At 28.5% G+C, this 19,519-nt stretch carries 18 protein-coding genes and 2 other annotated features; of the genes, 17 read left to right on the top strand and 1 reads right to left on the bottom strand.

The features are described from left to right. The first annotated feature begins 135 nt into the window (after positions 1–135). The 17 genes from AC11VW_RS13025 (at position 136) to AC11VW_RS13105 (ending at position 17,356) form a co-directional block, all read left to right on the top strand. The gene (locus tag AC11VW_RS13025; RefSeq protein WP_484301858.1) at positions 136–1,605 is read left to right on the top strand and encodes an alanine/glycine:cation symporter family protein; all 1,470 of its coding nucleotides are present in this window, start codon (positions 136–138) and stop codon (positions 1,603–1,605) included. 225 nt (positions 1,606–1,830) lie between these two features. Further along, entirely contained in the window at positions 1,831–2,925 is a 1,095-nt protein-coding gene (locus AC11VW_RS13030) for a biotin/lipoyl attachment domain-containing protein (protein ID WP_484301859.1), read from the top strand. 8 nt (positions 2,926–2,933) lie between these two features. Next, the gene (locus AC11VW_RS13035; RefSeq protein ID WP_484301860.1) at positions 2,934–3,638 is read left to right on the top strand and encodes a YggS family pyridoxal phosphate-dependent enzyme; all 705 of its coding nucleotides are present in this window, start codon (positions 2,934–2,936) and stop codon (positions 3,636–3,638) included. Positions 3,639–3,671: 33 nt separating this feature from the next. Beyond that, the gene (locus AC11VW_RS13040; protein WP_484301861.1) at positions 3,672–4,124 is read left to right on the top strand and encodes a cell division protein SepF; all 453 of its coding nucleotides are present in this window, start codon (positions 3,672–3,674) and stop codon (positions 4,122–4,124) included. A gap of 32 nt (positions 4,125–4,156) precedes the next feature. After that, a complete protein-coding gene (locus tag AC11VW_RS13045; RefSeq protein ID WP_484301862.1) occupies positions 4,157–4,429 on the top strand; it encodes a YggT family protein in 273 nt (90 codons plus the stop codon). A gap of 10 nt (positions 4,430–4,439) precedes the next feature. Then, the gene (locus tag AC11VW_RS13050) at positions 4,440–5,225 is read left to right on the top strand and encodes a YlmH family RNA-binding protein (RefSeq protein WP_484301863.1); all 786 of its coding nucleotides are present in this window, start codon (positions 4,440–4,442) and stop codon (positions 5,223–5,225) included. An 11-nt stretch (positions 5,226–5,236) separates the two neighbouring features. Then, complete coding sequence (locus tag AC11VW_RS13055; RefSeq protein ID WP_484301864.1) at positions 5,237–5,767, top strand: DivIVA domain-containing protein; 531 nt, start codon at positions 5,237–5,239, stop codon at positions 5,765–5,767. Positions 5,768–5,853: 86 nt separating this feature from the next. Further along, positions 5,854–6,135: a binding site (T-box leader), on the top strand. Positions 6,136–6,251: 116 nt separating this feature from the next. Next, positions 6,252–9,359 carry an isoleucine--tRNA ligase gene (gene ileS, locus AC11VW_RS13060; RefSeq protein WP_484301865.1) on the top strand — a complete coding sequence of 1,036 codons (3,108 nt, stop codon included), beginning with the start codon at positions 6,252–6,254 and terminating at the stop codon, positions 9,357–9,359. 504 nt (positions 9,360–9,863) lie between these two features. Next, positions 9,864–10,090, top strand: a binding site (T-box leader). Positions 10,091–10,137: 47 nt separating this feature from the next. Beyond that, entirely contained in the window at positions 10,138–10,836 is a 699-nt protein-coding gene (locus tag AC11VW_RS13065; protein WP_484301866.1) for a 5'-methylthioadenosine/adenosylhomocysteine nucleosidase, read from the top strand. Between the two features lie 11 nt (positions 10,837–10,847). Continuing rightward, positions 10,848–11,852 carry a tryptophan--tRNA ligase gene (gene trpS / locus AC11VW_RS13070; protein ID WP_484301867.1) on the top strand — a complete coding sequence of 335 codons (1,005 nt, stop codon included), beginning with the start codon at positions 10,848–10,850 and terminating at the stop codon, positions 11,850–11,852. Between the two features lie 133 nt (positions 11,853–11,985). After that, complete coding sequence (locus AC11VW_RS13075; RefSeq protein WP_484301868.1) at positions 11,986–12,375, top strand: DUF5665 domain-containing protein; 390 nt, start codon at positions 11,986–11,988, stop codon at positions 12,373–12,375. A 2-nt stretch (positions 12,376–12,377) separates the two neighbouring features. Continuing rightward, positions 12,378–12,878, top strand: a complete 501-nt coding sequence (locus AC11VW_RS13080) for a TraR/DksA C4-type zinc finger protein (RefSeq protein WP_484301869.1) — start codon at positions 12,378–12,380, stop codon at positions 12,876–12,878. Positions 12,879–12,901: 23 nt separating this feature from the next. After that, complete coding sequence (locus AC11VW_RS13085) at positions 12,902–13,672, top strand: polysaccharide deacetylase family protein (RefSeq protein ID WP_484301870.1); 771 nt, start codon at positions 12,902–12,904, stop codon at positions 13,670–13,672. Between the two features lie 97 nt (positions 13,673–13,769). Next, a complete protein-coding gene (gene lspA / locus AC11VW_RS13090; protein WP_484301871.1) occupies positions 13,770–14,222 on the top strand; it encodes a signal peptidase II in 453 nt (150 codons plus the stop codon). Continuing rightward, a complete protein-coding gene (locus AC11VW_RS13095) occupies positions 14,222–15,133 on the top strand; it encodes an RluA family pseudouridine synthase (protein ID WP_484301872.1) in 912 nt (303 codons plus the stop codon). Before lspA ends, AC11VW_RS13095 begins: the two co-directional genes overlap by 1 nt. Before the next feature lie 343 nt (positions 15,134–15,476). Continuing rightward, complete coding sequence (pyrR, locus tag AC11VW_RS13100; RefSeq protein ID WP_484301873.1) at positions 15,477–16,010, top strand: bifunctional pyr operon transcriptional regulator/uracil phosphoribosyltransferase PyrR; 534 nt, start codon at positions 15,477–15,479, stop codon at positions 16,008–16,010. A gap of 101 nt (positions 16,011–16,111) precedes the next feature. Then, positions 16,112–17,356 (top strand): uracil-xanthine permease family protein, encoded by a 1,245-nt coding sequence (locus AC11VW_RS13105; RefSeq protein WP_484301874.1) that lies wholly within the window; start codon positions 16,112–16,114, stop codon positions 17,354–17,356. A 156-nt stretch (positions 17,357–17,512) separates the two neighbouring features. Here the strand turns inward: AC11VW_RS13105 and AC11VW_RS13110 are convergent, their stop codons facing one another. After that, on the bottom strand, positions 17,513–19,303 hold the full coding sequence (locus AC11VW_RS13110) for an Rqc2 family fibronectin-binding protein (protein ID WP_484301875.1): 1,791 nt from the start codon (positions 19,301–19,303) through the stop codon (positions 17,513–17,515). Positions 19,304–19,519 lie beyond the last annotated feature (216 nt).

Here is a 19,519-nt window from a genome sequence, read left to right on the forward strand (position 1 = left end):
TATATTTTGTTGAATTAGTATTAAACAGAGGTTAAACCTATTAATGATATAATTTGTAAAATTAAATAGTCAATAAGATTTAACTTTTGTTTTTTTATTTTTTATTTTTTAAATTTTTTTCTAGGGAGGTATTTTATGGAAGCTGTAGTTAATACCATTAATAGTGTAATATGGAGTAATTGGTTAATAGCACTTTGTTTAGGTACTGGTTTATATTTTTCATTTAGAACAAGATTTTTACAAGTTAGACATATTAAGGAAATGATAATGTTATTAGTAAAGGGTGAAAAATCAGAACAAGGAATATCTTCATTTCAAGCTCTATGCACCGCTTTAGCAGGACGTATAGGAACTGGAAATATAGCTGGGGTTGCAACAGCTATAGCTATGGGAGGTCCAGGAGCATTATTCTGGATGTGGACAATAGCATTTTTAGGTGCAGGTTCAGCATTTGTTGAATCTACATTAGCTCAAATTTACAAAGAAGTAGATGATGGTCAATATCGTGGAGGTCCAGCATATTATATTGAAAAATGTATGGGATTAAAATGGTATGCATCTTTATTTGCAGTAGCAACAGTTTTAGCAACGGGATTCTTTTTACCAGGAGTTCAATCTAACTCAATAGCAATAGGAGTGCAAAATGCATTTGGTTTAGATTCTTGGATAACAGGAGTATTTTTAGTAGCATTATTAGGTCTAATAATATTTGGTGGAATAAAAAGAATAAGTTCAGCAGCAGAATTAATAGTTCCATTTATGGGAGCAGCATATATATTAATGGCTTTAGTTATAATAGCTGTTAATATAGAAAAATTGCCAGATGTATTATCATTAATATTTAAATCAGCATTTGGTGGAGAACAAGCATTTGCAGGAATAATAGGTTCGACAATAGCGTGGGGAGTAAAACGTGGAGTTTACTCAAATGAAGCAGGGCAAGGTACAGGACCACAAGCAGCAGCGGCTGCTGAAGTAAGTCATCCAGCTAAGCAAGGTTTTGTTCAAGCTTTTTCAGTATACGTAGATACATTATTTGTTTGTTCAGCAACTGGGTTTATGATATTAATGACAGGAAGTTATAATGTGTTAGATAATGGCGGAAAAATGATAGTTGAAAATCTTCCAGGTATAGAATTTGGTCCAGCATTTACTCAAACAGCAGTTGATACTTTAGTACCAGGATTTGGAGGAGCATTCGTTGCAATAGCATTATTCTTCTTTGCATTTACAACTTTAATGGCATACTACTATATAGCAGAAGTTAACTTAGCATATTTATATAAGAAAGTATTTAAAGGAAAAGAATCATCTAAAAAATTTGTTATTACAGGTTTAAAGATTGCATTATTAGGAGCAACATATTATGGATGTGTTAAGACAGCAACATTAGCTTGGGCAATGGGTGATATAGGCGTAGGTATGATGGCATGGTTAAATATAATAGCTATATTAATAATAGCAAAACCAGCATTAGTAGCATTAAAAGACTATGAAAATCAAAAGAAAGCTAATATACCAAGAGAAGATATTAAGTTTGATCCTATTAAGCTAGGAATAAAAAATGCAGACTTCTGGGTAGAAAAATTAAAAGATAAAGCATAAAATAAACGATAATAATATTTGGAAATTATAAAGGAGTTACTTTTTAAAGTAACTCCTTTATAATTTAATGAATATAATTAGTTTATGATAGATACTGCAAATACAAAACGATTTTAGTAGGAAATATAAAAAATATGTAATGCTTTTATGAATTACAATAAAAGGAAATACAATGCAATTTGAAGAAGTAGTATAAAGTACTATTTATAGAAAGGAGATATAAACTTGAAAAAGATTAAACGTTCGAAGATATTAATATTAGGAGTATTTATATATCTTATATTTCAGATTGGATTAGTATTAATAAGTAAAAATACAGAAACTTTAGCATTAGAGTCAGAAGAATTAAAAGCTAAAATAACTACTAAAGGTATTTTTATAAGAGAAGAATATCTTATAAAATCAAATGAGGAAGGAACTGTAAAGACAATATACGATGAAGGTGAAAAAGTAAAAAAATCTCAAGAAATAGCATATATATATAAAGATAATAAAATTAATAAAATAAATTCAGAAATACAAATCTTAAATAAAGAGATCAAAGATTTGAAACTAGAATTAGAAAAAAATTCTAATAAGTTAAGTAAAGAAGTAGCTGAAAATCAACTTAAAACAAAAAAACAACAAAAGAAGATACTAGAAACTCAAAAAGAAAAACATACATCATACTTAAAAACAGACATATCAGGAATAATTTTATATAAATTTGATGGAAATGAAGAAAAATATAATTTAGAAAGTTTAGGTAAAATAACTAAAGAAGATATAGAAAAAACAACTAATAATTATAAGGACGTGGCTAAAGATAATAATATTGTAAAAGAGGGTGACCCTGTTGCTAAAGTTGTAAATAACTATGTGACATACTTAGCTATATGCGTAAGCGAAAAAGAATCTAAGCATTTTGATATAGGGAATGATATTAAAATAAGTTTTAATGATGAAGAAATAGATGGAAAAGTATATAAAAAATATCAAAATGAATCAGATATTGTAATTATATTTAAAATAACTAATCAAAATGTGGAAATTTACGATACAAGAGTAGAAGAATTTGATATAATATATAAGCAAATAGAAGGTTTAAAAATACCTAAAAGTTCTATAAAAACGGTAGATGATAAAAAAGGTGTATATGTGGTAAATAAGCAAACGCAAGATATAGATTTCGTTGAATTAAAAGGTATAGAATATGAAAATGATGAATTTGTATTTATAGACTACTATAGTAACAATATAGATGGAACAAAAACTGTTAGTTTATGCGATGAAATTATTTTGAAACCGAATAATATAAATAAAAATATTAAAATGAAGTAGGTGAAAAAATGAATAGTATCAAAGAAAATTTAAGTAGTATAAGAAATAGTATAAAAAATTGTGCAACAAAAGTTAATAGGGATAGTGAAAAAATTAAGTTATTAGCAGTTACAAAAACTGTAGATGTAGATGCTGTATTAGAAGCTATAGATAATGGAGTAACAGATGTGGGTGAAAATAAACCACAAGAATTATCTAGAAAATACGAAACGATAGGGGATAAGGTAAACTGGCACTTAATAGGAAGTTTACAAACGAATAAAGTGAAGTATATAATAGATAAAGTTTATATGATACATTCTTTAGATAGACAAGCTTTATGCGAAGAAATACAAAAACGTGCAGAGCAAATAAATAAAACAATAAACTGCTTAGTTCAAGTAAATATGTCAAAAGAAGAAAGTAAACATGGGCTAGACGAAAGCGATGTCATAGAATTTATCAATCATGTATCAGTTAGCTATAAAAATATACAAATTAAAGGTCTTATGACTATGGCACCATTTAGTGAAAATGAAGAAGAAGTGAGAAAAGTATTTAAAGGTCTTAAACAGTTATCTATAGAAATAGATAAAATGAATATACCTAATGTTTCGATGCAAAGTTTATCTATGGGAATGAGCAACGATTATGAAATAGCTATAGAAGAAGGCTCTAATATTGTCAGAATTGGAACATCAATATTTGGAGAAAGAAACTATAATAAATTATAAACCAATGAATAAATATTAAGGAGGATGTTAACAATGGGAGATGGAATATTATCTAAATTCAAAAACTGGATAGTTGAAGAAGAAGATTATGCTGAAGAGGAAGAAGAAGCTATTGATGAAGAAACAGAAATAGATGGAGATATTGGCAATGCAATTAGAAATACTAATATTGTGAAATTACACACTACAAGCCAAATGAAGGTTGTAATTGTAGAACCTAAGAAATATGATGAGGTTACAACTATAGCAGATCATCTAAAAAATAAAAGAGCAGTTATAGTCAACTTAGAAAACTTAAATGATGCAATAGCTCGTAAATCAATATTTGATTTTATGAATGGAGCAGTATATGTATTAGATGGGACTATTCAAAAAGTATCTAAAGCTATATTTATATTAGCACCAAATAATGTAGATATAGATGCTAGCATAAAAAAGGAATTAGAAAATAGTAAGACGCTTTTTCCTTGGCAAAATAGCAAGTAATAAAATATAAGAGAAGATAGAGGGTTTTTTATATGAGTACAATAGGAATTGCCTTGTATTATCTATTTGAGATATTAACTTGGGTCATACTTATTAGGAGTTTTATGACATGGGTTCCAAGTATAATGTCAAGTGATTTAGGAAGTAGTATATATAATTTTTTATGTAGAGTAACAGATCCAATAGAAGCACCTATAAGATCTGTAATGTATAAATATAGCAGTGGGCCAGTAGATTTTTCTCCAATGATAGCAATATTATTATTAATGTTATTAAAAAGAGTTGCATTAATAATATTCCTTTAAGGAGAGCTAGATGGACAAATTAAGATTGACTAATCATATTAAAGATATAGACTTAAAAAACAAAATGTTTAGAATTATAGATAACGCGAATAGTACTATAAAAAACTATGACGTTAAACAAACAGATTTTTTAAATCCTTATGAGGTTAAAAATGCTATAGCTATACTGAATTCAAATAGTGATATAAAATATACTGTTGAGGGTGGCTATGACAATGCCGAAAGAAATACTATATTCATATATCCATATTATATGGAATACGAAGAAATAGAAGATAATCTTAGATTTATCCAGATAGAAGGTAACTTCAAATTTAAAAGTATTTCTCACAAGGATTATTTAGGTGCAATTATGAACCTAGGTATAAAAAGAGAAAAAATTGGAGATATTATTATTCATGATAATTTATGCCAAATTATAGTTAGTAATGATATTTGTGATTTTATAATCATGAACTTAAATAAAGTATCAAGAAATAATGTAAGTCTAGTTGAGATTTCTAGAAATGAAATTGTATACAATCCTCCAAATTATAAAGATATATCATTTACAGTATCTTCAGATAGATTAGATTGTATAATAAGTGGTTTATATAATATATCTAGGCAAGAAAGTATGAAATACATAAATGGAGAGAGAGTAGCAGTAAATTATGAAAAGATAACTTCGCCATCGAAGGAAGTTAAAAGTGAATCTTTAATTTCTGTTAGAGGCAAAGGAAGAGCAATAGTGATTCAAGTAGGAGATATTACAAAAAAAGGCAGAATGAAAGTTCAAGCTAAGTTAATAGTATAGGGGGGAAATATATGCTAACTCCAATTGAAATAGAAAATAAAGAATTTAAAAAAGCGATAAGAGGATACAAAGAAGAAGAAGTAGATGAATTTCTAGATATAGTAAAAGAAGATTTTGAACAAATATATAGAGAAAATTTAGAACTTAAAGAAAAATTAACATTATACCAAGATCAAATGAATAAATACGACAATATAGGCGAAACTTTAAAAGCTACATTAATAACAGCTCAAAGTGCAGCAGAGGATACCTGCAGTGCGGCTAATAGAAAAGCTAAAGTAATAGTAGAAGAAGCTGACTTAAAATCAAGACAAATCATAGAACTAGCTAATAGTCGTGTCATAGAAATAAGAAAAGAGTATGACACAATGGTTAAAGAATTTAAAATATTTAGAAATAAATTTAAGTCATTATTAGAAGATGAAATAAGAAGTATAGATGAAATATTTTATAATGTAGATGATGGTAATATAAGTGGATTTGAAACTAAAACAATGTTTAACTTAGAAAAAGAAGCAGAAGTTGCTGTAACAATAGACTAATTGCTATAATGATAAGTCAATATTGTATAAAAAAATATTGACTATTCTAACAACTTGTTATACAATCTCATATTATAACTAAAAAACTAAAAGCAATGATGGAGACAGTAAGCTTTAAATAATTTTACAGAGAGTTGGGTATGCTGAGAACCAATAAATTTATAAAGTGGAAGATCACTCCTAAGCTGCAAGCTGAAAGATTAAAATCAATTAAGCTGAGCCGGTTAGTGCCGTTAAACTATACTATAGAGTGCTACATACACTTACTAGAATTTTAGCAAATGTGAAATATGCTATTTGCTGAAATGAACGAAGTGAATTTTGTATGTAGAATTAGGGTGGTAACGCGATTAATACTCGTCCCTTTTATTGGGGCGAGTTTTTTGATACAAAAAATTAGATATCCATTATTTAGATATCTAGTTATAGCCTAGGTTAATTTAGATAACAATCATAATATATAATTATATGAAAGGGTGATATTATGGCAAAATTTAAGCCATTAGTAGATAGTTCTGTTAAACAAGCAGAGGCAGAAGTTTCTAAGTATTGGAATGAAATAGACATACTTAAGAAAACTTTAGAAAAAGGTGAAAATGATCCAAGTTTTGTATTCTTTGAAGGACCTCCAACAGCAAATGGAAATCCTGGAATACACCACGTTATAGCAAGAACATTAAAAGATTCTGTTTGTAGATATCAAACTATGAATGGATATCAAGTAAAAAGAAAAGCTGGATGGGATACTCATGGATTACCAGTTGAAATACAAGTAGAAAAAGAATTAGGTTTATCAGATAAGCAACAAATAGAAGCTTACGGTATAGATAAATTTAATGAAAAGTGTAGAGCATCAGTATTCTCTTTTGAAAAACAATGGAGAGAAATGACTGAAAGAATGGCTTATGAAATAGATTTAGATAATCCATACATAACTTTAGATAATAACTACATAGAATCAGTATGGTGGATATTAAACAAATTTAATAAAGAAGGATATATATATGAAGGGCATAAGATACTTCCATACTGCCCAAGATGTGGAACAGGTCTTGCTTCGCACGAGGTTGCTCAAGGATATAAGGAAATAAAGAATAATACAGTAATAGCTAAGTTTAAGAGAAAAGATGCAAATGAGTATTTCTTAGCATGGACAACTACTCCTTGGACATTACCTTCAAATGTTGCATTAACTGTAGGACCAGAAATAGACTACTTAAAAGTTAAGCAAAATGACGAAGTTTACTATGTATCGAAGCCTTTAGCTAGCAAAGTATTAGGTGAAGATTATGAAGTATTAGAAGAAATGAAAGGTAAAGATTTAGAACATATACAATATGAACAATTAATGTCATTTGTTGAAACTGATGAAAAAGCATTCTTCATAACTTTAGGAGATTACGTAACAACTGAAGATGGTACAGGTATAGTACATACTGCACCAGCATTCGGTGAAGATGACTACAACTTAGGTAGAAAATACGGTTTACCAGTATTACAACCAGTTGATGAAGCTGGGAAGTTTACAGCTACTCCATGGGTTGGTAAATTCGTTATGGAAGAAGGCCTAGATGTTGAGATAATCAAATGGTTGCATGCTGAAAATAAATTATTTAGTAAAGAGAAAGTAGCTCATAACTACCCACACTGCTGGAGATGTCAAACTCCACTTGTATACTATGCTAAGCCAAGCTGGTATATAGAAATGACTAAGTTAAAAGACCAATTAATAGCAAATAACAAAACAGTTGAATGGTACCCATCTTTCGTAGGTGAAGGTAGATTTGGCAACTGGTTAGAAAACTTAAATGACTGGGCAGTATCAAGAAGTAGATACTGGGGAACTCCACTTAACATATGGAGATGTGAATGTGGACATAAAGATTCTGTAGGTTCAAGAGCAGAATTAGCTGAAAAAGCTATAGAAGATGTAGATCCAGAAACAGTAGAATTACATAGACCATATGTAGATGATATACATTTAAAATGTGAATGTTGTGGAAAGTCAATGACAAGAGTAACGGATGTTATAGACTGTTGGTTTGATAGTGGTGCAATGCCATTTGCTCAACATCACTACCCATTTGAAAACAAAGAAAATTTTGAAGAGCTATTCCCAGCAGATTATATCTGTGAAGGTATAGATCAAACTAGAGGATGGTTCTACTCATTACTTGCTATATCTACATTTGTTATGGGGAAAGCTCCATATAAGAAGGTTTTAGTTAATGACCTTGTATTAGATAAAGAAGGAAAGAAAATGAGTAAATCAAGAGGAAATACTGTAAATCCGTTTGAGTTATTCGATCAACATGGAGCAGATGCTCTAAGATGGTACTTATTATACGTGTCACCACCATGGAATCCAACTAGATTTGACGTAGATGGATTAAAAGAAGTTCAAAGTAAGTTCTTAGGAACTATTAAAAATGTATACAACTTCTTCACATTATATGCAAATATGGATGAAGTAAACCCAACTGAATTCTTTGTAGAATACAAAGAAAGACCAGAATTAGATAGATGGATATTATCTAAGTTTAACAACTTAAAGAAAGAAGTTGAAGAAAACTTAGCTATATTTGAATTAAATAAAACAGTAAGAATGGTACAAGACTTTATAAATGAAGACTTATCTAACTGGTATATAAGACGTTCAAGAAGAAGATTCTGGGCAACTGAATTAACAGAAGATAAGAAATCAGTTTACAATACAACTTATGAAATATTAACGGAGTTATGTCAATTAATAGCACCATTTACTCCACATATATCTGAAGAGATATATAGAAACTTAACTGGAGAGATGTCAGTTCACTTAAGTGCTTACCCGAAAGCTAATTTAGAGTTAATAGACAATGAATTAGAAGAAAAGATGGACTTAGTTAAAAACTTAGTTACTTTAGGTAGAGCATCAAGAGAAATTACTAGAATAAAAGTACGTCAACCAATACAAAAAGTATTAGTAGATGGTAAGTTTGAAGCTACTATAAGTGATGTGGTTGATTTAATAAAAGAAGAACTTAACGTTAAAGAAGTAGTGTTTGCTAAAGACTTAGGAGAATATATGAACTTTAGCTTAAAGCCAAACTTCAAAGTATTAGGACCTGTATTAGGTGCTAAGATGAAATTCTTCGCTGGAGCGTTAAATAAATTAAACCCAAGTGAAGTTGTTCCAAAATTAGAAAATGGGGAAAGTTTAATTGCTGAAGTAGATGGAGAAAACTTTGAATTTAATAAAGAGCATGTATTAGTTAATATATCTGCTAAAGAAGGATTTAATGTATCTATGGAGAACAACTTATTCGCTATATTAGATACTACATTAACTACACAGTTAATAGAAGAAGGATATGCAAGAGAATTCATATCTAAAATACAACAAATAAGAAAATCTAGTAATTTTGAAGTATTAGATAACATAAACATAGACTTCTGTTCAGATGATGAAATAGCAAATGCTATAGGTAATTATAAAGATTATATAAAATCTGAAACTTTAGCTTTAGAAATAAACAGAGTTGAAGATGAAAATTTAGAAAAACATAATTTAAATGATCATATGACAGGAATAAAAGTTGTAAGAAAATAATTTAAATGAATCCCTATGATACTGAAAGTATTATAGGGATTTTTACATATTACGAATATATTGAAAAAATCTTATTTTGCTGAAAAAGATGTAGAAAAGTAGACTAAATTGAATTTTCTGTAAAGTTAAGAAAACCTTTACACGATATATGTAAAAATATATAATGAAATAAGGGATAAGAAATAACATATATACATAGGGGTGTGTAATATGTTAGGGATAAGTAATGTAAGGTTTTAACATAATCCAGATATAAATGGATGTTGCAAAAGTGGGGGAATAAATTGTTACGGTAGTGATATTAATGAGCATGAAAGTAATCATATTCATTAATAAAAATTAAATCAAAAACCAAGAAGGTTTAAATTATGGAGGTGTATTTAATATGCCTTTATAATTTAAATCTTCTTGTTTTTTTTTGATCTAATATGGTTATAATATTTATATAATTATGTGGTTGACAAATTTTAGTGTAAAGCATATTATAAAATAAGAAATTAATAATCAAATCCTAAGAAAAGGATTAGTAACTAAAATAACTTTAATACAGAGAGTTAAGGGTGGTGAGAACTTAACATAAAGAATTTAGTGAATGGACCTTGGAGGAATAAGGTGAAATGCATTTGTAGATTAGCCAATATCGTGACTGCACGTTATAGCAGATATTAAGAGATATGTATTTTAGTACATATAATTTAGGTGGTACCGCGGAAAATATATCCGTCCTATATTACAATATAGGGCGGATTTTTTAATATAAAAAACATAGGAGGCTCTCATGAACAGAATAGGTATAATAGGAGCAATGGACGAAGAAGTAGATATATTAGTACAATTAATGGATGTTAAAGAAACTATAGAAAAAGCTAGTTTAAAGTTCTACAAAGGAACATTAGAAGGAAAAGATATAGTTTTAGTAAGATGTGGAATAGGAAAAGTAAATTCAGCATTATGTGCTCAAATATTAATAAGTGAATTTGATGTAAATGCAGTGGTAAATACAGGAGTTGCAGGAGCGCTACATTCTGATTTAGATGTATATGATATAGTAATATCAACAGATGCAATACAATATGACTTTGATACAACTGTATTTGGACATAAAAAAGGCGAAATACCAAGAATGGAAAACTCGACTTTTGTGGCAGATGAAAGGCTTGTAAAAGCAGCATTTGAATCTTCATTAGAAGAAACTAAAATTCATAAGATAGTTAAAGGAAGAGTAGTTACAGGTGATATGTTTATAAGTTCTAAAGAATTAAAAGATGAATTAGTAAATGAATTTGATGCATACTGTGGAGAAATGGAAGGAGCAGCTATTGCTCATGTATGTTCTTTAAATAAAGTACCATTTGTAATAATAAGAGCGATGTCTGATAAAGCTGATGGAACTGCAGATGTAGTATATGAAGAATTTGTACAAGATGCAGCTCATAACTCTAAGGACATAGTACTTAATATGTTAAAATCAATATAGGGGTGAAATAAATGAGTGAAAAGAAAATAATATTTAGTGGAGCTCAGCCGTCTGGAAAAATGACTTTAGGAAATTACTTAGGGGCTATACAAAACTGGACTAAGCTTCAAGATGAGTATAATTGTTTTTACAGTGTGGTTGATTTACATGCTATAACAGTACCTCAAGAAGCTAAGGATTTAAGAGCCAATACTATGCAATTACTTGCTCAATATTTAGCTTGTGGATTAGACCCTGAAAAAAATACTATATTTATACAATCTCATGTAAGTGCTCATACAGAACTTATGTGGATATTAAATACAATGACTTACATGGGTGAATTAAGTAGAATGACTCAATTTAAGGATAAATCACAAAAAAGTGAAGCTAACTTAAATTCAGGATTATTCACATACCCAGTCCTTATGGCTGCTGATATATTATTATATCAAACAGATTTAGTGCCAGTTGGAGAAGATCAAAAGCAACATTTAGAGTTAGCTCGTGATTTAGGAGCTAGATTTAATAATAGATATTCTGAAACATTTAAGATACCAGAACCATATATACCTAAAGAAGCAGGAAGAGTAATGAGTTTACAAGAGCCAAATAAGAAGATGAGTAAATCAGATTTTAATGAAAACTCATTTATTCTTTTAGTTGATGATGAAGATACAATAAGAAGAAAAATAAAAAGAAGTGTAACTGATTCACTAGGTATTGTAAATTATACAGACGAACAACCAGGAATAAAGAACTTATTAGATATTTATTCGAAATTAGATAATAAGTCAATAGAAGAGCTGCTAGCTATGTATGAAGGTAAAGGATATGGAATATTCAAAGAGGATGTAGCAGAAGTACTTGTAGAAACTTTAAGACCAATAAGAGAAAAATACAATGACCTTTTAAATAATAAAGACTACTTAGAAAATGCATATGCTAAAGGCGCAGATAAAGCTGAAAAACAAGCTAGAAAAACATTAAGAAAAGTATACAAAAAAGTAGGGTTAATAGAAAGAAAGTTTTTATAAGATAATATAATAGTAATTACAATAATTAGGATTATATAGAAATTTATTAAGTTAAATTTCTATATAATCCTTTTGTATTTTTATTAAAGATTCTTCACATAATAGCTATATAAAAAGTGTTTCATAAAAGGGTGTGATATATATTAGACATAATGAGAATAATAATTTAGACGAACAAAATCCTATAAATATGAAAGATCTTGATAAAGCTATGAATGAATTAAATTTATGTGAAAAAACAACAGAGGATTTAGGACTAATAAGGAGATATTTAGAAAGGCTAACGTTAATAATAGAAAGAAGTAGAATTAGAGACTATATGATGTTAACAGACAGTAAAAGAAGATTATTTTTAATAAACTTCGTAGCAGGCATAGGGAAAGGATTTGGGCAAGCTATAGGGTTTACTGTTTTAGCAGGGTTATTATTTTATTTATTAAGTAGTTGGGTGGATTTGCCTGTAATAGGAGAATACATAGCTAAATTAATGGATATAGTAGATCAATATAGAAAGGGTAGATAAATATGAATGTAAATAAATATAAACAACAATTGTTAGAAGATAAGCAAAAGATAGTAAGTTTAATAGGCGAAATGAAAGATAATACAGTGTTTGGAAATACTACAGAACACACTAGTGAGAAATATACATCAGGTGAATTATCAAGCTATGATAACCATCCAGCAGATATGGGGACTGAAGTATATATGCAAGATATGCAAAATAGTTTAACTATTCATGAACAAGGAAAACTTAATAATATAGAAAATGCTTTATATAAAATAGAAAATGGAAGTTACGGTATATGTGATGAATGCAAGAACCAAATAGATGAAGATAGACTAGACATACTTCCAGAAACTAATTTATGTAGTTGTTGTGCAAAACATCAACCAGATGAACCTATAACAAGTAGAACATTTAATCAAAATCTTATAAATGAAGGTCCGAGTTTCTATGATGAGGTATCATTAAGACTTAATGAAATGAATAAGATGCCTCATGATGAGTCAGATCTAGATTAATAATAAGAAAAGAGGTCCTGTAAATGAAAAAAATATTATATACAGTATCTGTAGCGTTGCTTTTAGTAATAGGTATGTACTCATATAAACAAGAAAACTTAAATAATAAAGAAGTTATGGATTTAAGTGAAGATATAATAAATGATTATGAAGATATAATCATTAGAAAAGGAAATGATGATGAAAAGATAATAGCATTAACTTTTGATGATGGTCCAGATATAGATTTCACACCACAGATTTTAGATATATTAAAAAAACACGATGTTAAAGCAACTTTTTTTGTAGTTGGAGAGAAAGTAGGTTGGAACCCAGAATTACTAAGAAGAGAATATGATGAGGGTCATGAAATAGGGAATCATACGTTCACTCATATAAATGTATCAAAGAGAGGGTATGGAGAAATAGAAAAAGAAATAACCGACACTCAGCAAGCTGTAAAAAAAGTAATAGGACAAGAACCTAAATTATTTAGACCTCCATACAGAGCACTCAGCAAGGAAATGTGCAGTATTGTAAAACAAAAAAATATGAATATAATTTTATGGTCAAATCTAGACCCAAGAGATTGGTCTAATCCAGGAGTTTATTATATAGCTAACACAATAACGTCAAAAGTAGAAAATGGAAATATAATACTTTTACATGACTATAATAATTTAAGAAATTCAAAATCACAAACTATACAAGCATTAGATGTTGTGATACCTAAGTTAAAGGAAAAGGGATATAAGTTTGTAACTGTATCTCAACTCATAGATCATATGGATAAATGTCATCCTACCCAAAAATAATAAATCAGTTTTATTTAATATAAAAAATAATAGGCTTCCAATTAGGAAGCTTTTTTTTGTATAATAGTAATATATAATAAGTTTGGAGGAAAATATATTGTTATACGAGCTAATAATAGTTTTATTAATAGGAATAGATCAAATTTCTAAGGTATGGGCACTCGGTTCTCTAAAAGAGATGGGCAGTATACCTATAATTAAAAATGTATTTCATCTTACATATGTGGAAAATAGAGGTGCTGCATTTGGAATGTTGCAAAATAATCAAATCATATTTATAATAGTTGCATTAACAGCATCAGTTTTTGCTTTATACTATTTACATACTAAGAAGGTAAATATATTAGGCAAAACTGGAATTATACTTATAATAGCAGGCGCAATAGGAAATCTAATAGATAGAGTTAGGCTTGGATTTGTAGTAGATTATTTTGATTTTAGATTTATTTGGGAATATGTATTCAATGTAGCTGATGTTTTTGTAGTTGTAGGAACTATAGTACTATGTATATATATAATATTTTTTGAAGAGGAAAAGCAGGTGAAGTAATGGACGAAATAAGAGAATTTTTAGTTCTTGAAGAAGAAGAAGGAGATAGATTAGATGTATACTTATCATCTCAACTTGGAGATATGTCAAGAAGCTATATTCAAAAGATAGTAAAAGATAAAAAAGTAAAAGTTAACAATAAAGAAGAAAAAGCAAAATATTTAGTAAAAGAAGATGACAAAGTAGTAATAGAAATACCAGCTCCAAAATTATTAGAAGTTACACCTCAAGATATACCAATAGAAATTGTTTATGAGGATAGTGATTTACTTATAATAAATAAACAACAGGATATGGTAGTTCACCCTGCTCCTGGTAACTATGAAAATACTTTAGTTAATGCAATACTATATCATTGTAGAGATAATTTATCATCTATAAATGGTATTATAAGGCCTGGAATAGTTCATAGAATAGATAAAGACACATCAGGGTTGTTAATGATAGCTAAAAATAATAATGCTCATAACAGCTTAGCTGAGCAGTTAAAAGACCACTCTATAACTAGAGAGTATGAGTTTATATGTCACGGTGTAGTGAAAGAAGATAAAATAACCGTAGATAAGCCAATAGGAAGAAATCCTAAGGATAGATTAAAGATGGCAATAGTAAAAGATGGAAGAAATGCGGTCACTCATTTTGAAGTTGTAGAAAGATATGAAAACTTTACACATATGAGAGCTAGGCTTGAAACTGGTAGAACACATCAAATAAGGGTGCATGCACTATCTATAAATCATCCGCTTTTAGGAGATATAGTTTATGGTCCTAAAAATAATAAATTTAAAACAAATGGCCAAACATTACATGCTAAAAAATTAGGATTTATACACCCAAGTAGTAAAGAATATATAGAGTTTGATTCAGAGTTACCTAAATATTTTAAAGATATAATTAGCAAACTTAAATAAGTATTGCAAAAATTGTCGTAAGGTTATATAATGAGTAATAACAAAATAAAAAAATAAAATACCTTTAAATGATACGGAGATATCGTAAGGCAAAAGCCATGTAAGCTTAAATTGATTTGTCAGCAAGTTTTTAAAATAATATAACTATTTTAAAATTGATGAAGATATGAGCTGGTGAATTTTTTAGTACATGCTAGCTTCTTGTCTTATGATAAGAAGCTTTTTAATATCTAAAGGTTTATAAATTATCTGGTTTGTGAATAATTTATAAGCTTAACTGTGTCAATATTAGTTAATCAAAAATTTAATTAAGAAAATTAAGTAGATTATTAGGAGGTCAACGATGAGAGAAAAGGCCCAATTAATGGATGAAAAAGCAATATCAAGAGCAATAACAAGGGTAAGCCATGAAATAATAGAAAAAAATAAAGGTATAGAAGATATAGTTTTAGTAGGAATAAAAACTAGAGGAGTACCTATTGCAAACAGAATATCTAAAAAGATAGAACAAATAGAAGGTACTAAAGTTAATATAGGTGAAGTTGATATAACTTTATATAGAGATGATTTAAAGAAAATAGATGTAGACCCAGTGCTTAATGGATCAAACATAGATTTCAATATAAATGATAAGATAGTTATTTTAGTAGATGATGTATTATATACAGGTAGAACTGTAAGATCAGCATTAGATGCTATAATAGATATAGGAAGACCAAAAGTAATACAACTTGCAGTTTTAGTCGACAGAGGTCATAGAGAATTACCGATAAGAGCCGATTATGTAGGAAAAAATGTTCCAACATCAAAACATGAAGTTATATCAGTAAAATTATCAGAAATTGATGAAGAAGATTCAGTAACAATAAAAGAATAATAACATACACTATACAGAGTTTGTAGTACCTTTTAATTCAGTGCAGAGATACTGAAAAAGGGAGAATTATTTCTCCCTAAAAATTCAAGGGAGGTTTTTTTATGAAAAAAACAATAATGTCAATACAACATTTACTAGCAATGTTTGGAGCTACAGTATTAGTTCCAATACTAACAGGATCTAACCCATCAGTTGCAATATTTTGTGCTGGACTAGGAACTTTAATATTCCATTTTTGTACAGAAGGAAAAGTACCAGTATTCTTAGGATCAAGTTTCGCATTTATTCCAGTAATATTAATGGCTAAAGAAGCTTCTAATGGTGATTTAGCTTATGCGCAAGGTGGTATTATGGTAGCAGGTTTATTATATGTAATCATGTCATTTATAGTTAAAGCAGTAGGAGTAGATAAAATAAAAATATATTTCCCTGCACAAGTAACTGGAGCTATGATTGGAGTTATAGGATTAAACTTATTACCAACAGCATTTGATATGGCATCAGCAAATAGACTAATAGCAATGATAACTTTAACAATAGCACTTTCTATAAATAAATTTGGTAAAGGATTTATAAAGCAATTAGGTATATTAATAGCTGTATTTTCAGGATATACAATATGTTTGGCAATGGGATTAGTAGATATTAGTACGATAACACAAGCTAGTTTACTTGAAATACCAAAGTTTACATTACCAAAGTTCAGCTTAGAAGCTATAGTTATGGTAGCACCAGTGGTTATAGCAGTATTTATGGAACACATAGGCGATATGACTACTAATGGAGCAGTTGTAGGTAAAAATTTCATAGAAAATCCAGGGTTAAATAGAACTTTACTTGGAGATGGATTAGCTACTATAGTAGCAGGATTTTTAGGCGGACCAGCAAATACTACTTATGGAGAAAATACAGCAGTACTTGCAATAACTAAAAATTATGATCCATCATTATTAAGACGTGCAGCGATGTTTGCGATAGGTTTTGCATGCATAGGTAAGTTTGGAGGATTTTTACAAAGTATACCCGTAGCTGTCATGGGAGGAATAAGCATATTACTATTCTCTATGATAACTTTTGTAGGACTTAAAACTGTAAAAGATAGTGAATGTACACAAAATAAAAATAATATCATTATAATAGCTACTATAATGATAATAGGATTAGGAACGACATACTTAAATAATAAAGGAATAGTAATAGGAATACCTATAACTCAAAGTGTAACAATAACAGGATTAAGTTTAGCAGCAATAGTAGGAATTATATTAAACAGAATTTTAAATAATCAAGACTTTAAAGTTGAGAACAATAAAGAAAAAATAGCAGCACAAGCTACTATTGTATAATTAAATATAATGATTAAATTGCCCCTTTTTTAGATGATGAAAATAAATCTGGAAAAGGGGTTTTATGTTGTAACTAAATAGATAGAATTAAACAAAAAAGGAAGCATCTCTTAATTATTAAAATTATCTTGAGACACTTCCTTTTTAGTAAAAATATTAATCTTTAATTTTTAATTTTGCTACTAATTCTTCTGTTGGATCTACATAAATAGTACTATTAGTTTCATAAATTACCATACCAGGTTTTGAACCGTTAGGTTTTTTAATATTCTTCTTATTAGTATAATCGACAGGAACTTTAGATGATAATTTACCTTTGCTAAAGTATGCAGCAAGCATAGCGCCCTCAAATATAGTTTGCTCAGAAACTTCCTTTTCTTCACACTTTATAATAACATGAGAACCAGGAATATTCTTTGTGTGCATCCATATATCATTATTGTCTGCAATTTTTAATGTAAGATGGTCATTTTGCTTATTATTTTTACCAACAAGAATTTTAAATCCATCAGAACTTATGAATTCATGTGGCTTTGTAGTAAGCTTAGTTTGTTTTGTAGTAAGTTTAGCTTCTTTATTACCTTTATTTTTGATTTTTAAATATCCTAATTTTCCTAACTCTTCTCTTATATCAAGTAGTTCTGCAAGGTTTTCGCAGTTTTCTATACTTAAAATAATATTTTCTAAGTAATCTACTTCTTCTTTAGTTATATCTATTTGATGCGTTAATTCTATTTTAGCAGTTTTCATTTTAGAATACTTCTTAAAGTATTTTTGAGCGTTTTCAGAAGGAGTAAGATTCTTATTTAAAGATATAGTTACATTTTTATAATCAGGATCATAGAAGTTAGCAACTTCAATACTGTCCATTCCTTTTTCAATCATATAGATAGATGATGTAAGTAGCTCACCTTTAACCTTATAAATATTTGCAGTTTCAGATTCAATAAGCTCTTCTTGTTGTTTTTTCAATTTATTATAAAGTCTATCTAATTTAATAGATATACTTTTTCTTAGATCAGAAGAACGTTGGTGAATTCTGTCTTTAATATCTTTAGTTTTATAATAATCTTCTAGTATTTTAGACATACTGTCATCATTTATAAATGATAAATCATTAAATAGACTTAAATTAACACAACTAAAATCTACAACTCTGTCTATGTTTTCATCAATAACTATACATGGAGAATAGCTATTATTTCTAATATCGCTAAATAAAGTAGAAAATGCATTATATAATGACTCAAAATCATTTGATGAGCAATCTTTTATATTACTTTTTTCATCAATCTTAGCTCTAAAACAAATTTCCTTGGCAATAATTGGACTTATACCTAAAAATTTAGAATAAATAGACTTAAATATATTGCCTTCAAAAGTATTTAAAGTATTTATAAATTTATTAAGAGATATATCATCAAGTGGATTTACTTTATCTTGTTTTGGAGGTAGCGTATAAGTAAGCCCCGGTAGTATTTGACGAACTCTACTTATACTAGGAGGAATTCTCTTAGCAGAATCTATTATTTTATTATCAGATGAATGGGTAAGAATTATATTACTATGTCTTCCCATAATTTCTATAATAATATCCTTTGTCGTTTTCTCTTTTAATTCATCGAAAGACTCAACACTAATTTTTATCATTCTCTCAAAGCCAACTTGACAGATGTCAACTATATTCCCACCTTGGATATGCTTTCTAAATAACATACAAAACATTGGTGCAGTAATAGGATTTTCTTTCTTAGAATTATTTGCTAAGTAAACTCTAGGGTTTGAAGCACTAGCACTTAAAATTAATTTGAAATTCTCTTTATTATTACGTATATGTAAAACAATTTCATCATTCTCTGGTTGATGAACTTTATCGATTTTACCGCCTAAAAGTTTTGCATGTAATTCATCTACTATAGAGTGTATAACTAAACCATCTAAAGCCATAATAATTGCTCCTTTCTTGGACATATAAATGTCAGTAAATTAATTATTGCACATAATATATATATTGTGAATAGTTAGCTTTGTATAATCAAGTTTTTATATAAAATTTAATATTAAGTTTCTATAATGTATAATATTTATATAAAATTATAAAAATATTATCTATATAATTTCCTTTTCTAACTAATATATTGTATAATGTTAAGTTAGAGATTT

This window comes from Romboutsia sp. (assembly GCF_056995035.1).